Source organism: Psychroserpens sp. Hel_I_66 (assembly GCF_000799465.1).
GTDB lineage: Bacteria > Bacteroidota > Bacteroidia > Flavobacteriales > Flavobacteriaceae > Psychroserpens.
The window spans coordinates 2,299,028-2,318,186 of the sequence record NZ_JUGU01000001.1 but is presented as its reverse complement, the minus strand read 5'-3'; the positions used below and the strand labels follow the sequence as shown (position 1 = coordinate 2,318,186).

The 19,159-nt window shown below is 36.0% G+C and carries 22 protein-coding genes and 1 pseudogene; 21 read left to right on the top strand and 2 right to left on the bottom strand.

The window, feature by feature from the left end; all coding sequences use genetic code 11:
- Positions 1-14: 14 nt before the first annotated feature.
- Positions 15-803 (bottom strand): NAD(+) synthase, encoded by a 789-nt coding sequence (nadE, locus tag GQ40_RS10435; protein WP_047548006.1) that lies wholly within the window; start codon positions 801-803, stop codon positions 15-17.
- Between the two features lie 116 nt (positions 804-919).
- Between nadE and gldB the strand changes: the two genes are divergently transcribed.
- Genes gldB through GQ40_RS10420 form a run of 3 tightly spaced genes read left to right on the top strand, consistent with a single transcriptional unit; the run spans position 920 to position 2,836 of the window.
- A complete protein-coding gene (gene gldB, locus GQ40_RS10430) occupies positions 920-1,879 on the top strand; it encodes a gliding motility lipoprotein GldB (protein WP_047548005.1) in 960 nt (319 codons plus the stop codon).
- Positions 1,879-2,214: a gliding motility protein GldC gene (gene gldC, locus GQ40_RS10425; RefSeq protein WP_047548004.1), complete on the top strand. Its 336-nt coding sequence runs from the start codon at positions 1,879-1,881 to the stop codon at positions 2,212-2,214. The genes gldB and gldC overlap by 1 nt, the downstream gene beginning before the upstream one ends.
- 7 nt (positions 2,215-2,221) lie before the next feature.
- Positions 2,222-2,836: a DUF4230 domain-containing protein gene (locus tag GQ40_RS10420; RefSeq protein ID WP_047551850.1), complete on the top strand. Its 615-nt coding sequence runs from the start codon at positions 2,222-2,224 to the stop codon at positions 2,834-2,836.
- On the opposite strand, the gene GQ40_RS10415 is transcribed toward GQ40_RS10420, so the two are convergent.
- Positions 2,831-3,136, bottom strand: coding sequence for a rhodanese-like domain-containing protein (locus GQ40_RS10415; protein WP_047548003.1), 306 nt, complete (start codon positions 3,134-3,136; stop codon positions 2,831-2,833). The two genes, GQ40_RS10420 and GQ40_RS10415, sit on opposite strands and share 6 nt — an antisense overlap.
- A gap of 94 nt (positions 3,137-3,230) precedes the next feature.
- Here GQ40_RS10415 and GQ40_RS10410 point away from each other — a divergent pair, with 94 nt between their 5' ends.
- From GQ40_RS10410 to GQ40_RS10325, 18 genes and pseudogenes are all read left to right on the top strand, one after another.
- On the top strand, positions 3,231-3,800 hold the full coding sequence (locus GQ40_RS10410; RefSeq protein ID WP_047551848.1) for a TetR/AcrR family transcriptional regulator: 570 nt from the start codon (positions 3,231-3,233) through the stop codon (positions 3,798-3,800).
- A 145-nt stretch (positions 3,801-3,945) separates the two neighbouring features.
- Positions 3,946-5,019, top strand: a complete 1,074-nt coding sequence (locus tag GQ40_RS10405) for a 2Fe-2S iron-sulfur cluster-binding protein (protein ID WP_047548002.1) — start codon at positions 3,946-3,948, stop codon at positions 5,017-5,019.
- Between the two features lie 177 nt (positions 5,020-5,196).
- Positions 5,197-6,153, top strand: a complete 957-nt coding sequence (gene paaA / locus GQ40_RS10400) for a 1,2-phenylacetyl-CoA epoxidase subunit PaaA (protein WP_047548001.1) — start codon at positions 5,197-5,199, stop codon at positions 6,151-6,153.
- Between the two features lie 85 nt (positions 6,154-6,238).
- Positions 6,239-6,541 (top strand): annotated as a pseudogene (locus tag GQ40_RS10395) (four helix bundle protein); the annotation flags it as partial.
- 40 nt (positions 6,542-6,581) lie between these two features.
- Complete coding sequence (paaB, locus tag GQ40_RS10390; protein WP_047548000.1) at positions 6,582-6,863, top strand: 1,2-phenylacetyl-CoA epoxidase subunit PaaB; 282 nt, start codon at positions 6,582-6,584, stop codon at positions 6,861-6,863.
- A gap of 107 nt (positions 6,864-6,970) precedes the next feature.
- Positions 6,971-7,726, top strand: coding sequence for a 1,2-phenylacetyl-CoA epoxidase subunit PaaC (gene paaC, locus GQ40_RS10385; RefSeq protein WP_047547999.1), 756 nt, complete (start codon positions 6,971-6,973; stop codon positions 7,724-7,726).
- A gap of 81 nt (positions 7,727-7,807) precedes the next feature.
- Complete coding sequence (paaD, locus tag GQ40_RS10380; protein ID WP_047547998.1) at positions 7,808-8,308, top strand: 1,2-phenylacetyl-CoA epoxidase subunit PaaD; 501 nt, start codon at positions 7,808-7,810, stop codon at positions 8,306-8,308.
- Positions 8,309-8,352: 44 nt separating this feature from the next.
- Positions 8,353-9,135, top strand: coding sequence for an enoyl-CoA hydratase-related protein (locus tag GQ40_RS10375; protein WP_047547997.1), 783 nt, complete (start codon positions 8,353-8,355; stop codon positions 9,133-9,135).
- A gap of 50 nt (positions 9,136-9,185) precedes the next feature.
- Positions 9,186-10,364 carry a 3-hydroxyacyl-CoA dehydrogenase NAD-binding domain-containing protein gene (locus tag GQ40_RS10370; protein WP_047547996.1) on the top strand — a complete coding sequence of 393 codons (1,179 nt, stop codon included), beginning with the start codon at positions 9,186-9,188 and terminating at the stop codon, positions 10,362-10,364.
- A gap of 75 nt (positions 10,365-10,439) precedes the next feature.
- Positions 10,440-10,850 carry a PaaI family thioesterase gene (locus tag GQ40_RS10365; RefSeq protein ID WP_047547995.1) on the top strand — a complete coding sequence of 137 codons (411 nt, stop codon included), beginning with the start codon at positions 10,440-10,442 and terminating at the stop codon, positions 10,848-10,850.
- Positions 10,851-10,876: 26 nt separating this feature from the next.
- Positions 10,877-11,737 carry a neutral zinc metallopeptidase gene (locus GQ40_RS10360; protein WP_047547994.1) on the top strand — a complete coding sequence of 287 codons (861 nt, stop codon included), beginning with the start codon at positions 10,877-10,879 and terminating at the stop codon, positions 11,735-11,737.
- 51 nt (positions 11,738-11,788) lie between these two features.
- Positions 11,789-13,003: a 3-oxoadipyl-CoA thiolase gene (pcaF, locus tag GQ40_RS10355; RefSeq protein ID WP_047547993.1), complete on the top strand. Its 1,215-nt coding sequence runs from the start codon at positions 11,789-11,791 to the stop codon at positions 13,001-13,003.
- A 202-nt stretch (positions 13,004-13,205) separates the two neighbouring features.
- A complete protein-coding gene (paaZ, locus tag GQ40_RS10350; protein WP_047547992.1) occupies positions 13,206-15,743 on the top strand; it encodes a phenylacetic acid degradation bifunctional protein PaaZ in 2,538 nt (845 codons plus the stop codon).
- A gap of 61 nt (positions 15,744-15,804) precedes the next feature.
- Positions 15,805-16,092, top strand: coding sequence for a GIY-YIG nuclease family protein (locus tag GQ40_RS10345; protein ID WP_047547991.1), 288 nt, complete (start codon positions 15,805-15,807; stop codon positions 16,090-16,092).
- 46 nt (positions 16,093-16,138) lie between these two features.
- Positions 16,139-16,891 carry an enoyl-CoA hydratase/isomerase family protein gene (locus tag GQ40_RS10340; protein WP_047547990.1) on the top strand — a complete coding sequence of 251 codons (753 nt, stop codon included), beginning with the start codon at positions 16,139-16,141 and terminating at the stop codon, positions 16,889-16,891.
- A gap of 1 nt (position 16,892) precedes the next feature.
- Entirely contained in the window at positions 16,893-17,516 is a 624-nt protein-coding gene (locus GQ40_RS10335; protein ID WP_047547989.1) for a transferase hexapeptide repeat family protein, read from the top strand.
- Positions 17,513-17,833: a GIY-YIG nuclease family protein gene (locus GQ40_RS10330; RefSeq protein WP_047547988.1), complete on the top strand. Its 321-nt coding sequence runs from the start codon at positions 17,513-17,515 to the stop codon at positions 17,831-17,833. Before GQ40_RS10335 ends, GQ40_RS10330 begins: the two co-directional genes overlap by 4 nt.
- A complete protein-coding gene (locus GQ40_RS10325) occupies positions 17,823-19,157 on the top strand; it encodes a dihydrolipoamide acetyltransferase family protein (RefSeq protein WP_052184226.1) in 1,335 nt (444 codons plus the stop codon). The genes GQ40_RS10330 and GQ40_RS10325 overlap by 11 nt, the downstream gene beginning before the upstream one ends.
- Positions 19,158-19,159 lie beyond the last annotated feature (2 nt).

The following is a 19,159-nucleotide window of genomic DNA, read 5'->3' as shown; positions in this document are numbered from 1 at the left end:
CAAAAATTCAAAGTTTACTTTAAATTGTTGGGAATTTCGCAAACAGGTATTGCTATCATTTTGTGATTGTTAGACCTATTGTATCGTGTAAATATTTTAAAAACTTCCTTTTTTCTACCCGTAAAATCAGCTTCTGTTTTTCCAGCATCTTTCATTTGCATAGCCCATTCCAGTTCTGGATATGAAGCTCCAATTTGGTCTTCATCACTTCTAGCATCACCAAATAATCCATCACTGGGAGCAGCTTTCATAATAGATTCTGGAACTTCTAAAAATTCACCTATTTTATAGACTTCAGATTTCATTAAATCTGCAATTGGACTCAAATCAACACCACCATCTCCATATTTAGTATAAAATCCAACGCCAAAATCTTCCACTTTATTCCCAGTTCCAGCGACTAAAAGGCCTAAAAGTCCCGCATGGTAGTACAGTGTCGTCATTCTTAATCGTGCTCTGGTATTAGCCAAAGCCATATCAACCGTAGCTTGTTTTCCCTCTAATGAGACTTCAGTTTTGAATTCCTCAAAAACAGGAGTTAAGTCAACACGGGTATCCTTGACATTTGGGAAACGTTTTTTTAGTTGAATAATATGTTCTTGGGCTCTACTCACATGACTTGGAGCTTGATGGATAGGCATTTCAATACAAAGCAAATCCAACCCAGTTTTAGCGCAAAGTGTTGAGGTTACTGCAGAATCTATCCCTCCGGAAATCCCAATAACAAATCCATTTACACCAGCTTTAGTAGCGTAGTCTTTTAACCAGTTTACAATGTAGTCAACAACTTTTTCTGTTTGCATTTTAATGAGTTTTTATTGAAAGAATAGTACCTTTGTTAAACAAAAATAATAAGATAAGTTCAGAAATCACGTTAGTAAAAGGTATTTTACTTTATAAATTTTTGATAATTATATAGATGAAAAAAATAGCGCTAAATTTCCTTATTCTGTTGTCCATTTTTAGTTGTAAAAATGAAGATGCCTTAGAAACAGAAATAGCTAAAATTCAAACAGACATCCAAATAGAACGATTTGATCGTGCTTTCGCAGAAGCAAAACCAAGTGATTTAAATAATTTACAAACCACGTTTCCTTTTTTGTTTTCGAGCAGAGTTCCAGATTCTTTGTGGGTTGAAAGGATGACAGATTCCTTTCAAATAGCATTAAATAATGAAACCGATAAGCAATTTGGAGATTTTCAAATCATTGCAGAGGATATAGAAAGACTGTTTCAGCATTTAAAATATTATGATAAGACATTTTCTGAGCCCAGAGTAATCACCCTTACAAATTTTGTGCAATATCGTGATAAGGTAGCGGTTACAGATTCTATTGTTTTGATTGCTATAGATAATTATTTGGGAGAAAAGCATGAATTTTATGGTGGTTTCCCAAAGTACATAGCAGAGAATTTGAAACCATCTCAAATTGTTGTGGATCTGGCAAAGGCATATGCAGAAAAACAAATCTTTCAATCCCCAAAAAAAACCTTTTTGGATGAGATGATTTTCTTCGGGAAACAACTCTACTTCAAAGACAAAATGATTCCGTTCAAAACCGATGCTGAGAAAATTGGATATAAGCCAGAACAATTGGAATTCGCAAAAGAAAACGAAGATATGATCTGGACAGAATTTGTAGAAAATGAAATGCTCTACAGTACAGACAGCGCTTTTCCAGCGCGATTTATTGCCGATGCACCATTTTCAAAATTTTATCTAGAATTAGACAATCAAACGCCAGGTCGACTAGGGCAATATATGGGTTGGCAAATCGTAAGGTCTTACATGAAAGGCAATGATGTCTCCTTGGAACAAATGTTACAAACCGACGCTATTGAAATTTTTAACAAATCAAATTACAAACCACCAAAATAATGGCTAATAAACATACATCAAAAATAGAATTAACGGTAGAGCTTGACGAGAATCGAGTACCAGAAAAATTAAATTGGACCGCAGAAGATGGTGGTATCTCAAATGAAGAAGCCAAAGCCATGATGCTAGCAGTTTGGGATGCAAAGGCAAAGGAGACCTTGCGCATCGATTTATGGACCAAAGATATGCCAGTAGATGAGATGAAACAGTTTTTTCACCAAACTTTGGTAGAGATGAGCAACACCTTTCATAGAGCAACGCAAGACGAAAAAATGACTGCAACGATGAAAGATTTTTGCGATTATTTTGCTGAAAAACTTGAACTTAAGAAATAACCAACATATGAGAAAAGTTGTCTTCGGAATATTGATTACAGTAGTAGTGCTCATCAGTTTTAAATACTGTAGTGATAAAAATGAAGATAAAATTGTGCTTCAAGAGAACTCAGCGCTTATTCAAGAATCTTTAAAAAATGTTGGAAAGTTAATTGTAACCGAAGGTCATTTTAGCCAAGTATTTAGCTATAAGAATTCAAAGGCAATTTTTGGGAATTTCATCGAAGTAGAGAAAAAAGCGTTAGTTGTTGTAAATGCAGACGTGACCGTGAGTTATGATTTGAGTTTGATTGAATATGAGATCGATGAATTGACAAAAACATTGCGTATTACAAGCATACCTTCCGAAGAAATAAAAATAAATCCAGATTTTGAGTATTACGATGTTCAGGCAGATTTTCTCAATCAATTTGAGGCTAAAGATTATAACTCCATAAAAAAAACGGTGAATGATCAATTAATGAAAAAAATTGAAAATTCAGATTTAAAGAAAAATGCCAAAAACCGACTCATTAGTGAGCTCGCAAAATTTTACATCTTGACCAATTCTTTGGGCTGGACATTGGAGTATAACGAAAATCCTATCAATTCCTCAGAGGCACTTCAGCAATTAAATTTATAACCTACTTTTTACGTTTAGCCAACCACCACCATTAATCGCCTCAATATTGTTAAGATTTAGAAATTTGGCAGCTTTCGCAGATCGCACACCACTTGCACAACAAGCAATTATAGGTTGGTTTAGAGCCTTAACTTCATCAACACGGTCATTGAGCTCGTTCAAAGGGATGTGTACAGAATTTGCAATGTGTCCAGCATCCCATTCTTGCTGAGTTCTCACATCTAAAATCACAGCGTTATTCTTTAGATAGTCTTCAACCTGGCGCTTTTTGGCACCAAAAATAAAACTTAAAAATCCCATAGCTTCTTTTTGTTTAAATTTACAAATTAACTATCAAATTAAAAATTTTTAAAACATGGATTCTCTTTTCTTCGGAAAGGGGCAGGTTAAGAAAATGAAACAGGAAACACGAAAAGACGAGATCATAAAAACAGCTGCAAAACTTTTCAAGGAAAAAGGCTTTAGCGCTGTAACCATGCGCGATCTTGCAACAGCAATGGGAATGAAAGCAGCAAGTCTGTATAACCACATAAGCTCAAAGCAGGAAATTTTAAAAATCATCATTATTGCTATTGCTGAAGAATTTACAGACGGAATGAACGACATCGTAAATTCAGAAACCACATCAATTCAAAAACTAAAAAAGGTTGTCGATTTACACGTTAGAATCACAGCGAATAATACAAATGGTATGGCTTCGCTAAACAACGATTGGATGCACTTAGAAGATAAATTGAACTACTATTTGAAACTTAGAAACGAATACGAGGCTAATTTTCTTAATATTATTGCACAAGGCATTTCTTCCGAAGAAATAAAAAACAGCAATCCAGAAGTTATTATGTTTTCTATGCTCACAACCTTGCGTTCGCTTTATCTGTGGATTCCCAAAAAAGAAGATCTTAGCGCAAACGATTTAGCAATTAATCTTAGTCAAGTCCTTATTGAGGGAATTAACAATTAGTTAAGAATAAAAATTTGTATCTTTGTATTGTAAACTAACAAGTGTTAGTTTATGGTTTTTTCTAAAGAGAGAATCATTTAAATCAAACAAGTAAACAAATTACAATAATTTCTATTTCTTCGGAAAAGGATGTTTTTAGATATAAATGGCAGAATTTCACAATATAAAAGTAGCGAATGTCTATAAGGAAACTGACGATACTTCGGTCATTACTTTCGATATTCCTACAGATTTACAAGAGGCTTTCAATTATAGCCAAGGTCAGCATTTAACACTAAAAGCGATCATTAATGATGAAGATGTTCGACGATCATATTCATTATGTTCGAGTCCAATTGACAAGCAATGGCAAGTTGCTGTAAAGCAAATTGCAGGAGGTAAATTTTCTACTTATGTCAATGAAAAATTGCGATCTGGAGATATTATGGAAGTGATGGTTCCCAGCGGTAATTTTGGCGTTGAGACAAATCCTGAAGCCTCAAAAAATTACCTCTTTTTTGCAGCAGGTAGCGGTATCACACCAGTACTATCGATGATTAAAACACATCTCAAGGCAGAGCCAAATGCGACTTGTAAATTATTTTATGTTAATAAAACAGCAAAATCCATCATCTTTAAAGAAGAGCTGGAACAACTTAGAAATAGATATTTCGGCAGGTTGGAAATCTATTATTTCTTAACGAAAGAACGTCGCGACATCGAATTGTTTAACGGTCGTTTTGATGACGAGAAAATGCAAGTATTGACAAAAACTTTTATAGACATTCCAGATACGAGCGAAGTCTTTCTTTGCGGACCAGAAAAAATGGTAAATTACGTAAGCGAATACCTAATACAAGCAGGTCTGCCAAAAGATTTAGTGCATTTTGAATTGTTCGTAACAGGACTTTCAGAAGAAGATATAAAAAGAGCCGAACGTTTGGCCCAGCAAAACGTAGAAGGCACAGAAATAACCATTGTAGATGGTGGAAAAGAGTTTTCGTTCACCATGACCAAAGAATACGACAATATTCTTGATGCAGCTTTGGGCGCAGGAGCCGATTTACCTTTTGCTTGCAAAGGTGGTGTTTGCAGTACCTGTAAGTGTGAGGTTAAAGAAGGTTCCGTAGAAATGAAAATTAACTACGCCTTAGACGAGAAAGAAGTAAGTCAAAATTTAGTACTCAGCTGTCAAGCTGTACCAACTAGTGATAAAGTAATAGTTGATTTTGATGTTTAAAAGAATAACTAGGGCGTTACCTTAAGGGTCAGGCTCTCGCAAGTCGCTATCAAAGATGAGCTCCAACAGTTGCTCCATCCTTAACGCGCCAACAGCTAAAGGCCAACAGCCAATAGCTAATAAAAAAGAAGTTCAACACGCTAAAGGTCAAAAGCCATTAGCTAAAAGCTAAATAAAATGAGTGAAGAACAAGTTAAAAATTTAGAAAAGCAATTCGAAGAACGTATTGCAAGAGACGAGAAAATCGAACCAAAAGATTGGATGCCAGAAAAATATCGTCAAACACATATTAGACAGATGTCGCAGCATGCGCATTCTGAAATTGTAGGTATGCTTCCAGAAGGTAACTGGATCACGAGAGCACCTTCTTTAAGAAGAAAGGTCGCCTTATTGGCTAAAGTGCAAGACGAAGCAGGACATGGTTTGTATTTATATTCCGCAACTGAAACCTTAGGCATCTCTCGAGACGAAATGTACGAGCAATTGCATACAGGTAAAGCCAAATACTCTTCAATTTTTAATTACCCAACAATCACTTGGGCAGATATGGGAGCCATTGGTTGGTTAGTAGATGGTGCAGCCATCATTAATCAAGTGCCATTATGTAACACCTCTTACGGGCCATACGCTAGAGCGATGATTCGTGTATGTAAAGAAGAAAGTTTTCACCAACGTCAAGGTTTTGAAATCATGATGAAACTGGCAAACGGTACTCCAGAACAAAAAGATATGGCGCAAGATGCTCTAAATCGCTGGTGGTGGCCTAGTTTAATGATGTTGGGTCCAACAGATGCGGAATCTGTGCACACCGAGCAATCCATGAAATGGAAGTTAAAAAGAAAATCAAATGATGATTTACGTCAACAATTTATAGATCAAACAGTACCACAGGCAGATTTAATAGGACTTACAATTCCAGATCCAGATTTAAAATGGAATGAGGAGCGACAAAGCTATGATTTTGGACCAATCGATTGGGATGAATTCTGGCAAGTTGTAAAAGGTCATGGACCTTGTAACAAAGAAAGAATGAAAGCGAGAGTTGGAGCATGGGAAGAGGGAGAATGGGTTAGAGATGCAGCAATGGCTCACGCAGAGAAGAAACAAGAAAGAAAAGAGAAACAAGCTGTTTAATGAGCTTGAAGTTGAAATCGAATATGAATTCGAAGATATGAATGATAAAAAATTCGATTTAACCTAAAGACTTGAAGATTTTGCTGCAACTATTATCTTATTATATGATAAAAAACCTTTGTCTTATGCAGGAGATTATCTAGCAAAACAATTGATTCGTTCTTCGTGCTCTTCTGCTTTGAATTATGGAGAAGTATTGGGAGCAGGGACAGACAAGGATAAAATTAATAAGTTAAGAATTTGCCTAAAAGAATTAAGAGAATCTTTAAGAAACTTAAATATTCAAACTAAAGCAAAATTATTTTCAGAAGAAGATCTAAAAAATCTAAAAAATGAGAATGATCAATTAATTAGAATAATAGTAACTAGAATTAAAAATATAAATTGAAGTCTTTCAAATTCGACTTCAATTTCAAATTCAATTTCAAATGAAAAACTGGCCACTTTGGGAAATCTTCATAAGAAGTAAAAACGGATTAGAACACAGGCACTCGGGAAGTCTTCACGCAGCTGATGCAGAAATGGCATTAGAAAATGCAAGAGATGTTTACACGAGAAGAAATGAGGGAGTTAGTATTTGGGTTGTAGAAAGTAAAAATATTACTGCTTCAAATCCAGAACATAATGGCGAATTATTTGAGCCAGCACAAGATAAAGTGTATCGTCACCCAACATTTTATGATTTACCAGACGAAGTAAAACATATGTAAATAATTCCTGCGAAGGCAAGAATCTCATAAAATCAAACTAAATTTTAATCGTTAATAATGTCTTTTATTTTCGAGGAAAGAAGCCTTAAAGGCGGAAAGGTTATAATATGAAAAACGAAAATTTATACAATTACATACTCGGTATCGCAGATAATAGTTTAATCCTTGGTCAGCGCTTGGGAGAGCTCTGCGGTCATGGGCCAACTTTAGAAACCGATATCGCTTGTACTAATATATCTTTAGATTTATTCGGGCAAGTAAGAAGTTACTTCCAATATGCTGCTAAAATTGCTGGTGATGGAAGAACGGAAGATGATATAGCTCTGCTTCGTAAAGAACGTGACTATAAAAATGTGCTATTGGTAGAGCAACCAAATACCGATTTCGCCTATACGATCGGACGACAATTTTTATTCGATGTCTATCACTTAGCATTTCTTTCAGAATTAGAAAAAAGTAAAGATCTCACATTATCTGCAATTGCTAAAAAATGCATTAAGGAAGTGCGTTATCATGAAAGATTCTCTTCAGATTGGGTAAAGCGTTTAGGCGATGGTACAGATGAAAGTAAAGTAAAAATGCAAGAAGCCATCAATAACTTATGGACATATACAAACGAATTATTTCTTCAAACCGAAGCGGATAAAGCAATGGTTGCTGAAGGAATAGGTGTTGATGTCACAAAGTTAAAAGATGGCTATTATAAAGATGTAAATGAACTATTGGAGGCATCAACTTTAGAAATTCCAGAATCAAAATATTTTCAAAAAGGAGGGAAAGAAGGTATCCATACAGAGCATTTTGGGTATTTGTTAACCGAACTACAATTTATGCAGCGTGCTTATCCAAATATGGAATGGTAACAAATTCCTGCGCAGGCAGGAATCTTAAAAAGAAAGATTAGCGTCATTCTGAACTTGTTTCAGAATCACACAAACCAAAAAATGACAACAACAGAACAAAACATAGACGAAACTTTAATTCCAATTTTGGAAAAAGTCTCAGATCCAGAAATCCCTGTGCTTTCAATAATGGATATGGGAATCGTGCGTTCTGCAGTAATAGAAAATAATATCATAAAAGTAGAAATCACACCAACTTACAGTGGTTGTCCAGCAATGGATGTGATAGGAGACGATATAAAAAAGGCATTAAAAATAGCAGGTTACGAATCTGAAATAGAATTGATTCTGCACCCAGCTTGGACAACCGATTGGATTACACCAAGAGGCAGAAAAGCATTAGAAGATTATGGAATAGCAGCACCCCTAAATGCTGAAGCTGACAAAGATGTATTGCTTAACGGGAAGCGAATAGTGAAATGCACCAATTGTGGTTCCACAAATACAAGATTAGTCAGTCAGTTTGGTTCAACAGCTTGTAAGGCACAATTTCAGTGTGACGATTGCCAAGAGCCATTTGATTATTTTAAATGTTTAAAATAATTTGTCATTCCTGCGAAGGTAGGAATCCACAATAAAAGAAAAATATGAGTAAAAGCATCCAGCTAAAAATAGAAAACAAAGTAGCAACAATAACGCTAAATAGGCCAGAAGTATTCAATAGTTTTAATCGCGAAATGGCATTTTTACTTCAGGATACTTTAGATACATGCGAGAAAAATCAAGAGGTTAGAGCAATTGTACTAATCGGTAACGGAAAAGCATTTTGTGCTGGTCAAGATTTAAAAGAAGTTACCGATCCAGACTTGAATCCCGGATTCAAAAAAATATTGGATGAGCATTACAATCCAGTAATTACAAGATTACGTGATATAAAAAAACCAGTCATAGCAGCAGTAAATGGTGTAGCAGCGGGAGCAGGAGCAAATATTGCATTGGCTTGCGATATAGTTGTGGCTCACGAAAAAGTTAGTTTTATACAAGCGTTCAGTTTAATCGGTTTGGTTCCAGATAGTGGTGGGACCTTCTTTTTGCCAAGATTAATAGGGTTTCAAAAAGCATTGGCATTAGCGATGTTGGGGGATAAAATTTCCGCAGAAGAGGCAGAAAAAATGGGAATGATCTATAAATGTGTTTCTTCGGAAGAATTTGAAAACACGATAGAAAATCTCGCATTAAAATTAGCAAATATGCCAACTAAGGCTTTGGGCATGATTAAGGAATTATACAATAAGTCTATGACAAATACTTTGGAAGATCAACTCGCTCTAGAATCTAAATTACAAATTCAAGCAGCGCAAAGTGTAGATTATCAAGAAGGTGTTGCAGCATTTATAGGAAAACGTAAGCCAGAATTTAAAGGAAGATAATAAAGTTGTCATCCTGAAATCGTTTCAGGATTTCATCAAAAAGTAAACATATGAATGTAGGAATCATAGGAGGAGGAACAATGGGAAGTGGTATTGCACAAGTTGCAGCTACTGCTGATTGTAAGGTGAAATTATACGACACTAATCAAAATGCGTTGGATAAAGCTAAAGCTGCTTTAGAAAAAATTCTATCGCGTTTAATTGAAAAAGGACGGATTGATTCCGAAGAAAAAAATAGAATCCAATCCAACATCTCTTATGTTGATAATTTAAAGGATTTAGCAGATTCAAATTTAACTATCGAAGCAATTATTGAAAACCTAGACATCAAGAAAAAAGTATTTTCAGAATTAGAAAGTTATGTAGCAAACGATTGTATCATCGCTTCAAACACGTCAAGTTTATCAATTGCATCCATTGCGTCATCTTTACGAAAACCAGAACGTTGTATTGGGATTCACTTTTTTAATCCAGCACCTTTAATGAAGCTGGTTGAGGTGATTCCTGCGATACAAACCTCAAAAGAAGTTTTAGAGAAATCAATCCAAACAATTCAAGATTGGAAAAAAACGGTTGCTGTCGCTAAAGACACACCAGGTTTTATAGTCAATAGAGTGGCAAGACCGTTTTATGGAGAATCATTACGAATTTACGAAGAAGGAATTGCAGATTTTAAGACCATAGATAGTGCATTGAAAACCATTGGTGGTTTTAGAATGGGACCGTTTGAACTTATGGATTTTATAGGGAATGATGTCAATTATACGGTAACAGAAACGGTGTTTACCGCATTTTATTTTGATCCAAGATATAGACCAGCATTTACTCAAAAACGATTTGCTGAAGCGGGTTACTTCGGAAGAAAAACAGGAAAAGGCTATTATGATTATGATGAAAATGGAAATATCATTCAAAGTCATTCTAAACTGATTTCAGAATCACAAAAAGATAAAATCGGACAACAAATTTTTGATCGGGTTATAGCAATGCTAATCAATGAAGCTGCAGATGCTTTATTTTTAAATATCGCATCAGCTGAGGATATTGATAATGCGATGACAAAAGGCGTAAACTATCCAAAAGGACTATTGGCTTGGGCAGACGAAAAAGGAATAGACTGGTGCGTAAATAAAATGGACGAATTATATAATGAATATCACGAAGATAGATACCGTTGCAGCCCCTTATTGCGTAAAATGAACAGAGAAAATAAAACGTTTTTTAATTAAATATAATGTCATACTGAACTTATTTCAGTATGACATTATCAAAATAATTGATTTCCACTTTATTGGAATAGTAATATGAAAGGAGAACAAATTCCATATAAAATGCTAAGTCAAGATGCTTACAGCCAATGGTTAGGTATTGAGATCTTAGAATGTGAAATAGGCAGATGCAAATTGGCAATGACCATCAGAAAGGAAATGCTAAACAGTATGAACAAAGCACATGGTGGTATTAGTTATTCTCTTGCAGATACCGCTTTTGGTTTTGCAGCAAACACACACGGTAAATATGCAGTCTCTATTGAAACAAGTATCAATCATATCGAAGCCTTAGATGAAGGTGATTATTTGGTTGCAGAATCGGTAATTGAAAAAGTAAATAATAAATTAGGCTTTAATATCATTGAAGTTAAACGAGGAAATGAATTAGTAGCGCTTTTTAAAGGTGTAGTTTATAGAACTCAAAAAACATGGGAAAACAATTAACAACTAACTAGAAATAATATTAAAAAATGAAATGGCAAGGTAATAGAAAAAGCGGAAATCTGGAAGATAGACGCGGTATGGGCAGTAAAGGCAAACTTGTTGCTGGAGGAGGAGTAGTGGCAGTAATTGTAATTTTGCTTCAACTTTTTGGAGGTGAAACAGGGCAACAATTGGCACCTTTGATAGAACAAGTTGGAAATAGCCAAAGTTCCCAGCAAGTCGAACAAAGAGAATTAACCAGTGAAGAACAAAAAATGGGAGACTTCATGTCAACCATTTTAGCTTATACGGAAGATACCTGGAGTCAAGTATTCAGAGAAAACAATTTAGGTACTTATAAAGAACCAAAAATGGTACTTTTTACAGACGCGGTATCAACAGGCTGCGGAAACGCAAGCTCAGCTTCAGGACCATTTTATTGCCCAGCAGATCAAAAGCTATATATGGATTTAGCTTTTTTTGACGAATTAAAAACACGTTTCGGTGCAAAGGGAGGGGATTTTGCAATTGCTTATGTGACTGCTCATGAAGTAGGGCATCATATCCAAACACTTTTAGGGACGTCATCAAAAGTAAGACAATTACAATCTCAAGCGAGTACAACCGAGGCAAATAGATTATCTGTCGCGCAAGAGTTACAAGCCGATTTTTATGCTGGACTTTGGGCACACTATAACAAACAATATCTAGAGGCTGGAGATATTGATGAAGCACTAAGTGCTGCAAATGCAGTTGGAGATGATGCTATTCAAAAACGTACGAGAGGAAGCGTGAATTCAGATAGCTTTACACACGGTACATCCCAGCAAAGAAAAGAGTGGTTTATGAAAGGTTATAACAGTGGAGATATTAGACAGGGAGATACCTTTTCTGCACTCTTGAACTAAAAAAAAATAATTTGTCATTCCGCACTTGATGCGGAATCCATTTAATTAATTATGAAAGAAGCATATATAATAGACGGAATTAGAACACCAATAGGAAATTACAAAGGCACTCTGTCAGCTGTGAGAACAGACGATTTGGGCGCATTGGTCATTGAAGAAATCGTAAAACGAAACCCAAATATCCCAAAAGATGCTTACGATGATGTCATATTGGGTTGCGCCAACCAAGCAGGAGAAGACAATCGTAATGTTGCAAGAATGGCTTCATTATTGGCAGGATTACCATTTACAGTTCCTGGAGAAACCGTAAACCGTTTATGTAGTTCAGGATTATCTGCGATTATTCACGCAAATAGAGCAATAAAAGCAGGAGATGGAGATCTATTCATTTCCGGAGGAGTAGAAAATATGACTCGTGGACCATACGTAATGTCCAAACCTTCAACCGGATTTGGAGGTGATTCGAAAATGTATGATTCCACTTTCGGATGGCGTTTCATAAATCCTAAAATGGAAAAGCTCTACGGAACCGATGGTATGGGAAACACTGCTGAAAACCTAGTAGAAAAATACAACATCTCAAGAGAAGATCAAGATAAGTTTGCTCATTGGAGCCAGATGAAAGCTACCAAGGCCCAAGAAAACGGTCGCTTAGCAAAAGAAATCGTAACTGTAGAAATTCCGCAGAGAAAAAAAGACCCAATCCAATTTTCAAAAGATGAATTTGTAAAACCAACAACATCTCTTGAAATTTTAGGCAAATTACGTCCAGCATTCAAAAAAGAAGGCGGAAGCGTAACCGCAGGAAATTCCTCTGGATTAAACGATGGTGCAGCAGCAACAATAATTGCTTCCGAGGAGGCAGTAAAAAAATACAATCTAAAACCATTAGCCAGAATCGTAAGTTCCGCAGTAGCTGGTGTTGAGCCAAGAATTATGGGAATTGGTCCGGTAGAAGCCTCAAACAAAGCCTTAGCAAAAGCAGGTTTAACTATGGACGATATGGATGTCATCGAGCTTAACGAAGCTTTCGCTGCACAGGCCTTGGCATGCACGCGTGCTTGGGGATTGGCAGATGACGATCCAAGATTAAATCCAAATGGAGGTTCTATCGCGATAGGTCATCCGTTAGGCGTTACAGGAACAAGAATTGCTTATTCAGCAGCCATAGAATTAAAAGAGCAAAACAAACGCTACGCATTAGTAACAATGTGTATTGGCGTTGGTCAAGGCTATGCTGCGATTATTGAAAATGTAAATATTTAAAATTTGGGCGTTACCACAAGGGTCGCGCTTTCACTACTCGCTCTTTTTGAGAAAAACAAAAAGGAGCTCAAACAAACCGTTCAATCGCTAACGCAAACGCACTCGGTTTAAAAGATAAACTATCCTGCAACGTTTTAAAAACCTTGTAGGTATCAAAATAAAAGTTGAATTAAAAAGATACCCACTTTCGCGGGCATTTGATATGAACAAAATCCAACACTACGTCCAAGGAAATTGGACTACAGGAAAAGAAGAAGGCTCACCAATTCTTGATGCAGTAACAGGCGAAGCCTTTACAAGCGTTGCCATTGAAGGTCTCGATATTCCAGAAATATTAAATTACGGTCGCACAAAAGGAGGAGAAAAACTTCGTAAAATGACCTTTCAAGAACGTGGAAATATGCTAAAAAGTTTAGCATTATATCTCACCAAAAGAAAAGAGTCATTCTACGATCTAAGCTATAGAACAGGAGCAACTAGAGTTGACAGTTGGATAGATATTGAAGGTGGCTTCGGTAACTTATTCGCCAACGCATCATTACGTAAATTATTTCCAAACCAACCCTATCATGTAGAAGGTGATGCGATCGATTTATCTCGAGGCGGACGCTTTATGGCGCATCACATCATGGTGCCAAAAAAAGGTGTTGCAGTTCATATCAATGCTTTTAACTTTCCAGTTTGGGGTATGTTAGAAAAATGTGCGGTTAACTGGATGGCTGGAGTGCCTGCTGTTGTTTTACCAGCACCATCATCTTCTTATTTGGCAGAAGCTGTAGCGAAAACTATAATAGATTCGGGTATTTTACCTGAAGGTGCACTACAAATCATAAATGGAACAGTAAAAAATATTTTGGACACAGTCGAATCTCAAGACGTAGTCACGTTTACAGGTTCAGCAAAAACGGGACGCTTATTAAAAGCACATCCAAGACTAATTCAAGAATCTGTGCCATTTACTATGGAAGCTGATTCACTAAATGCATCAATTTTAGGAGAAGATGCAGTTCCTGGAACTCCAGAATTCGACTTATTTATCAAAGAAGTAAGAAAAGAGATGACGGTAAAAGCTGGACAAAAATGTACAGCAATCCGAAGAGTTATAGTACCAGAAAATCTTGTTGAAGATGTTCAAATTCATTTAGGCAAAGCGTTAGATAAAGTCATCATTGGTGATCCAAGACTCAAAGAAGTACGAATGGGATCATTAGTAAGTCAACAACAGGTACAAGCAGTTAGAGATTCTGTCAACGATTTAGCAAAAGAAGCGCAAATCGTTTATGGAAGTTTAGATAAAATCGAAACCATTGGAGCAGATGCTAAAAAAGGCGCGTTTATTAGTCCGATTTTATTGCGAGCAGATCATCCATTCCAAAATGCAGTGATTCATGAACGTGAAGCTTTTGGTCCAGTAAGTACGATTATGCCATATAAAAACTTAGACGAAGCAATAACCTTAGCTCAAATGGGTAAAGGATCTTTAGTGTCTTCAATTGCTACAAATAACGATAAGATTGCCAAAGAATACGTGATCAATGCAGCAAGTCATCATGGGAGAATATTAGTACTCAACAGAGAAAGCGCAAAACAAAGTACAGGTCACGGTTCGCCATTACCATATTTAGTGCATGGTGGTCCAGGAAGAGCAGGAGGAGGAGAAGAAATGGGAGGCATGCGAGGCATTAAACATTATTTGCAACGTACAGCCATTCAAGGTTCACCAACAACAATTACCGAAATCACTGGAATTTATCAGCAAAATTCCAAATATAAGGAAGCAAAAATGCATCCATTTAAATACCACTGGGAAGATATCCAACCAGGAATGTCCCTCAAAACACATAACCGTACATTCACAGATACAGACATTATCAACTTTGCAAATTTAACTTGGGATCATTTTTATGCACATACAGATATTACGTCTTTGGATGGCAGTATCTTCGAAAAAAGAACTGCTCACGGTTATTTTATAATTTCTGCAGCAGCAGGATTATTCGTGTATCCAAACAAAGGTCCAGTAGCTGCAAATTATGGTCTGGATAGTATTCGTTTTTTAAGACCGTTATATCATAACGACACCATTTATGTACGTTTAACTTGTAAAGAAAAAGTAGATCGTGATGTCGCTTCTGCGGAACATCCTAGCGGAATCGTAAAATGGTACGTTGAGGTGTTTGATGCTAATTTTGAAAATAAACCAGAAAAAGATAAAACTGAAAAAGACAGTCCGTTAGTGGCAGTCGCAACCATTTTAACAATGGTTCAAAAAAAGCAAGAGGTTTTTACTGAAATAACTTCGGAAAAGATTGAAGAATGTCTTTCTAAACTTTCCGAAGACATGAAACCAAAATGGGGAATTATGACACCACAGCACATGGTTGAGCATTTGGAATATACCTATAAAATTACGTCAGGTGAGATTCAGGATTTTGAGATTGCCACACCGGAAAAGATTTTAGAAAAAGTACATGCGAGTTTATATAACTATGACAAATTTCCGAAGAACAGCCAATTTCCGCAGTTAGAAAAAGACAAATTAGATGATTTGAAACATCCAGATTTAGCAACCGCAATCGAAAAGTTTAAATCACAAAGAGAAAAATACATCGAGTATTTTAAAGAAAATCCAGACGCTAAGTTGAAGAATTTAGTCTTTGGTGAATTGAATAAATATGAATCGTATTTATTGGAGCGCAAACATTTGAATCATCACTTCGAACAATTCAGTCTTTTATAAAAGATTGAATTGTTCGAAGCACCCGAGAAATCGGGTGTCTTGTATATAAAAGTTTAAAAAAATGGAATGGAACGTCTACATCATAACAAATAAAAAAGAAGGCGTTTTATACATTGGAGAAACAGGAAATTTAAAGAAAAGAATATATCAGCATAAAAATAAAATACATCCAAGCACATTTTCAGCAAGATATAATTTGAATAAACTAGTTTATTTTGAAAGATTTGAAACTGAAAAGGAAGCCAAATTAAAAGAAAAGCAAATGAAGAAATGGAACAGAGCTTGGAAAACGGAATTAATAGAAAAACAAAATCCAGAATGGTTGGATTTGTATAAAAAAATAATATAATAAACAATAAAAAAAAGATTCCCACTTTCGTGGGAACACTATCGTGATGACAGACCCATACGTTAAACAAACAATAGAAAACGAAGTAGGATATATAGAATTCTTCCACCCAGCACACAACTCTTTGCCAGGAGACGTTTTAGCTAAATTAGCGAAAACCATAACTGAAGCTGGAGAAAACGAAGCGATAAAGGTGATTGTTTTAAAAAGTGGAGGAGATAGAACATTTTGCGCTGGAGCGAGCTTTAAAGAATTGATCAATATCAATGACGCAGCAACAGGTAAAGTCTTCTTTTCAGGATTTGCTAATGTGATCAATGCAATGCGTAAATGTCCAAAGTTTATTATCGGGAGAATTCAAGGAAAAACCGTTGGAGGTGGTGTAGGTTTGGCAGCAGCAACAGACTATTGTATGGCTACAAAATACGCAGCTATCAAATTAAGCGAATTAAATATTGGGATTGGACCATTTGTAGTTGGACCAGCAATAGAACGAAAAATGGGATTAAGCGCAATGTCACAAATTGCTATTGATGCTAATTCATTTTATCCGCCAGAATGGGCACAACAGAAAGGGTTGTTTACCCAAGTTTACGAATCAACAGAAGAATTGGACGAAGCTGTGAAAACAACTGCAGAGCACCTTTGTACATACAATACAGAGGCCATGTTAGAAATGAAAAAAGTATTCTGGAAAGGAACAGACGATTGGGATAATTTGCTAGCAGAACGAGCAGAAACCAGTGGACGTTTAGTGCTTTCCGAATTTACAAAAGAAAAACTAAAAGGATTTAAATAAAATGATCTACAGTTTCAAGGGTTACACACCAGTCGTTCACGAATCAAGTTTCGTGCATCCTTTGGCAGCGGTAACAGGAAATGTCATTATTGGTAAAAACTGTTACATAGGTCCAGGAGCAGCTATTCGTGGCGATTGGGGACAAATTATTTTGGAAGATGGCGTAAACGTTCAAGAAAACTGTACAGTTCACATGTTTCCAGGAAAATCTATTACTCTAAAGGAAAGTGCACATGTTGGTCACGGAGCCATAATTCATGGTGCTAATTTAGGTCGAAATTGTCTCATCGGGATGAATACCGTAATCATGGACGATGCTGAAATTGGAGACGAAAGCATAATAGGTGCGATGTCTTTTGTAAAAGCTGAAACTAAAATACCCAAGCGAAGTTTAGTAGTTGGTAATCCAGCAAAAGTCATTAAACAAGTAAGTGATGACATGATTGCTTGGAAAACTAAAGGCACGCAATTATATCAGCAATTGCCAGCAGATTGCCACGAGAGTTTGATTGAAGTTGAACCGTTGAGAGAAGTGCCACAACATATGAAAATACAAGAAGATGTTTATAAGACACTTCGGGAACATTTCCTGCGCAGGCAGGAATCTCATAGTAAAAAGTCATGAGTCAATGGTATGTGTATATCATGACAAATAAACCTAATGGAGTAATTTACATTGGAATTACTGATAATATTGAAGAAAGAGTTAAGGAACATAAATTAAAAATTCGTCCAACATCATTTACAGCTAAATATAACTGTAATAAGCTAGTTTATTTTGAAGATTTTGATGATGGCAAATTAGCAAATATTAGAGAACGACAATTCAAAAAATGGAAACGAGATTGGAAAATTGAACTCATTAAAGAAATGAACCCAAGCTGGATGGACTTAAGTATGAATTGGAATTTAGATTATAATAAAAATCGAAATGAAAAATAAAGAGATTCCTGCCTTCGCAGGAAGTTATGAATTAAAAATGCCCAAGATGGGCGAAAGCATAACAGAGGGAACCATAATCAATTGGTTGGTAAATGAAGGTGATAGCTTTGAAGAAGGCGATATCATCCTCGAAGTGGCAACCGATAAAGTCGATAATGAAGTGCCTGCACCAGCATCGGGAACCATGAAAACCATAAAACATCAGGCAAAAGATGTTGTTGCTGTTGGAGAGGTGCTCGCTATTTTAGAAGTTTCAGAAGAAATAAATTCCGAAGAAAAAAAGAAAGAAACAGTTAAATCGAGCGCAGTCGATACATCCCAAAAGAAAACTAAAGTTTCAAACAAACCAAAACCGGTTCAACAACCTTTAGCTTCAACGTCGTTTTCAGTCAACAATACAAACACGTTTTTTTCACCTTTAATAATTGAAATTGCAAAATCACATCACATCAGTTTTGAAGAATTATCTAGAATTCCTGCAACAGGAAATGAGGGCAGATTGCGTAAAAGTGATGTATTTCAATATATAGAAGATGGTCGTCCGTACAAATTTGCACAACCTGTAACGCAAGATCCAACAGCTTATCGCATTCCGCAATTGACTTTCGATAAAGGCAAAGGAAAAGTCATAGAAATGGATAGAATGCGCCAAATGATTGCAGATCACATGGTGTATTCCAAGCACACATCACCTCACGTCACAGCTTATGTAGAAGCCGATATGACGAATATGGTGAATTGGAGAAATGCAAACAAAAAAGCATTTCAAGAAAAATATGGTGAGCGTTTAACCTTTACACCGTTATTTGTTGAGGCTGTGGCAAAAGCTGTTAAGGATTTTCCAAACATAAACGCCTCTGTAGATGGTAATAAAATTATTGTAAAAGAAGACATAAATATTGGTATGGCAACAGCATTGCCAAGTGGAAACCTAATTGTACCTGTGGTAAAAAATGCAGATACCAAAGATTTAAAAACACTTGCAGAGAATGTTAGCGAACTAGCAGGTAAAGCAAGAGAAAACAAGTTGGCAGGTGATGATATTAAAGGAAGTACGTTTACAATCTCTAATGTTGGAACCTTTGGAAGTGTAATGGGAACACCAATCATTAACCAACCTGAAGTTGCAATTCTAGCATTGGGTATTATTAAAAAAAGACCTGAAGTTATAGAAACCGAAAAAGGAGACGAAATTGCTATTAGAAGTATGATGTATTTATCGCTATCCTTTGACCATAGAGTGGTTGACGGATTTTTAGGCGGAAGTTTTGTACGACGCGTAGCCGATTATTTTGAACAATTTGATGTGGATAGAACGATATAAAT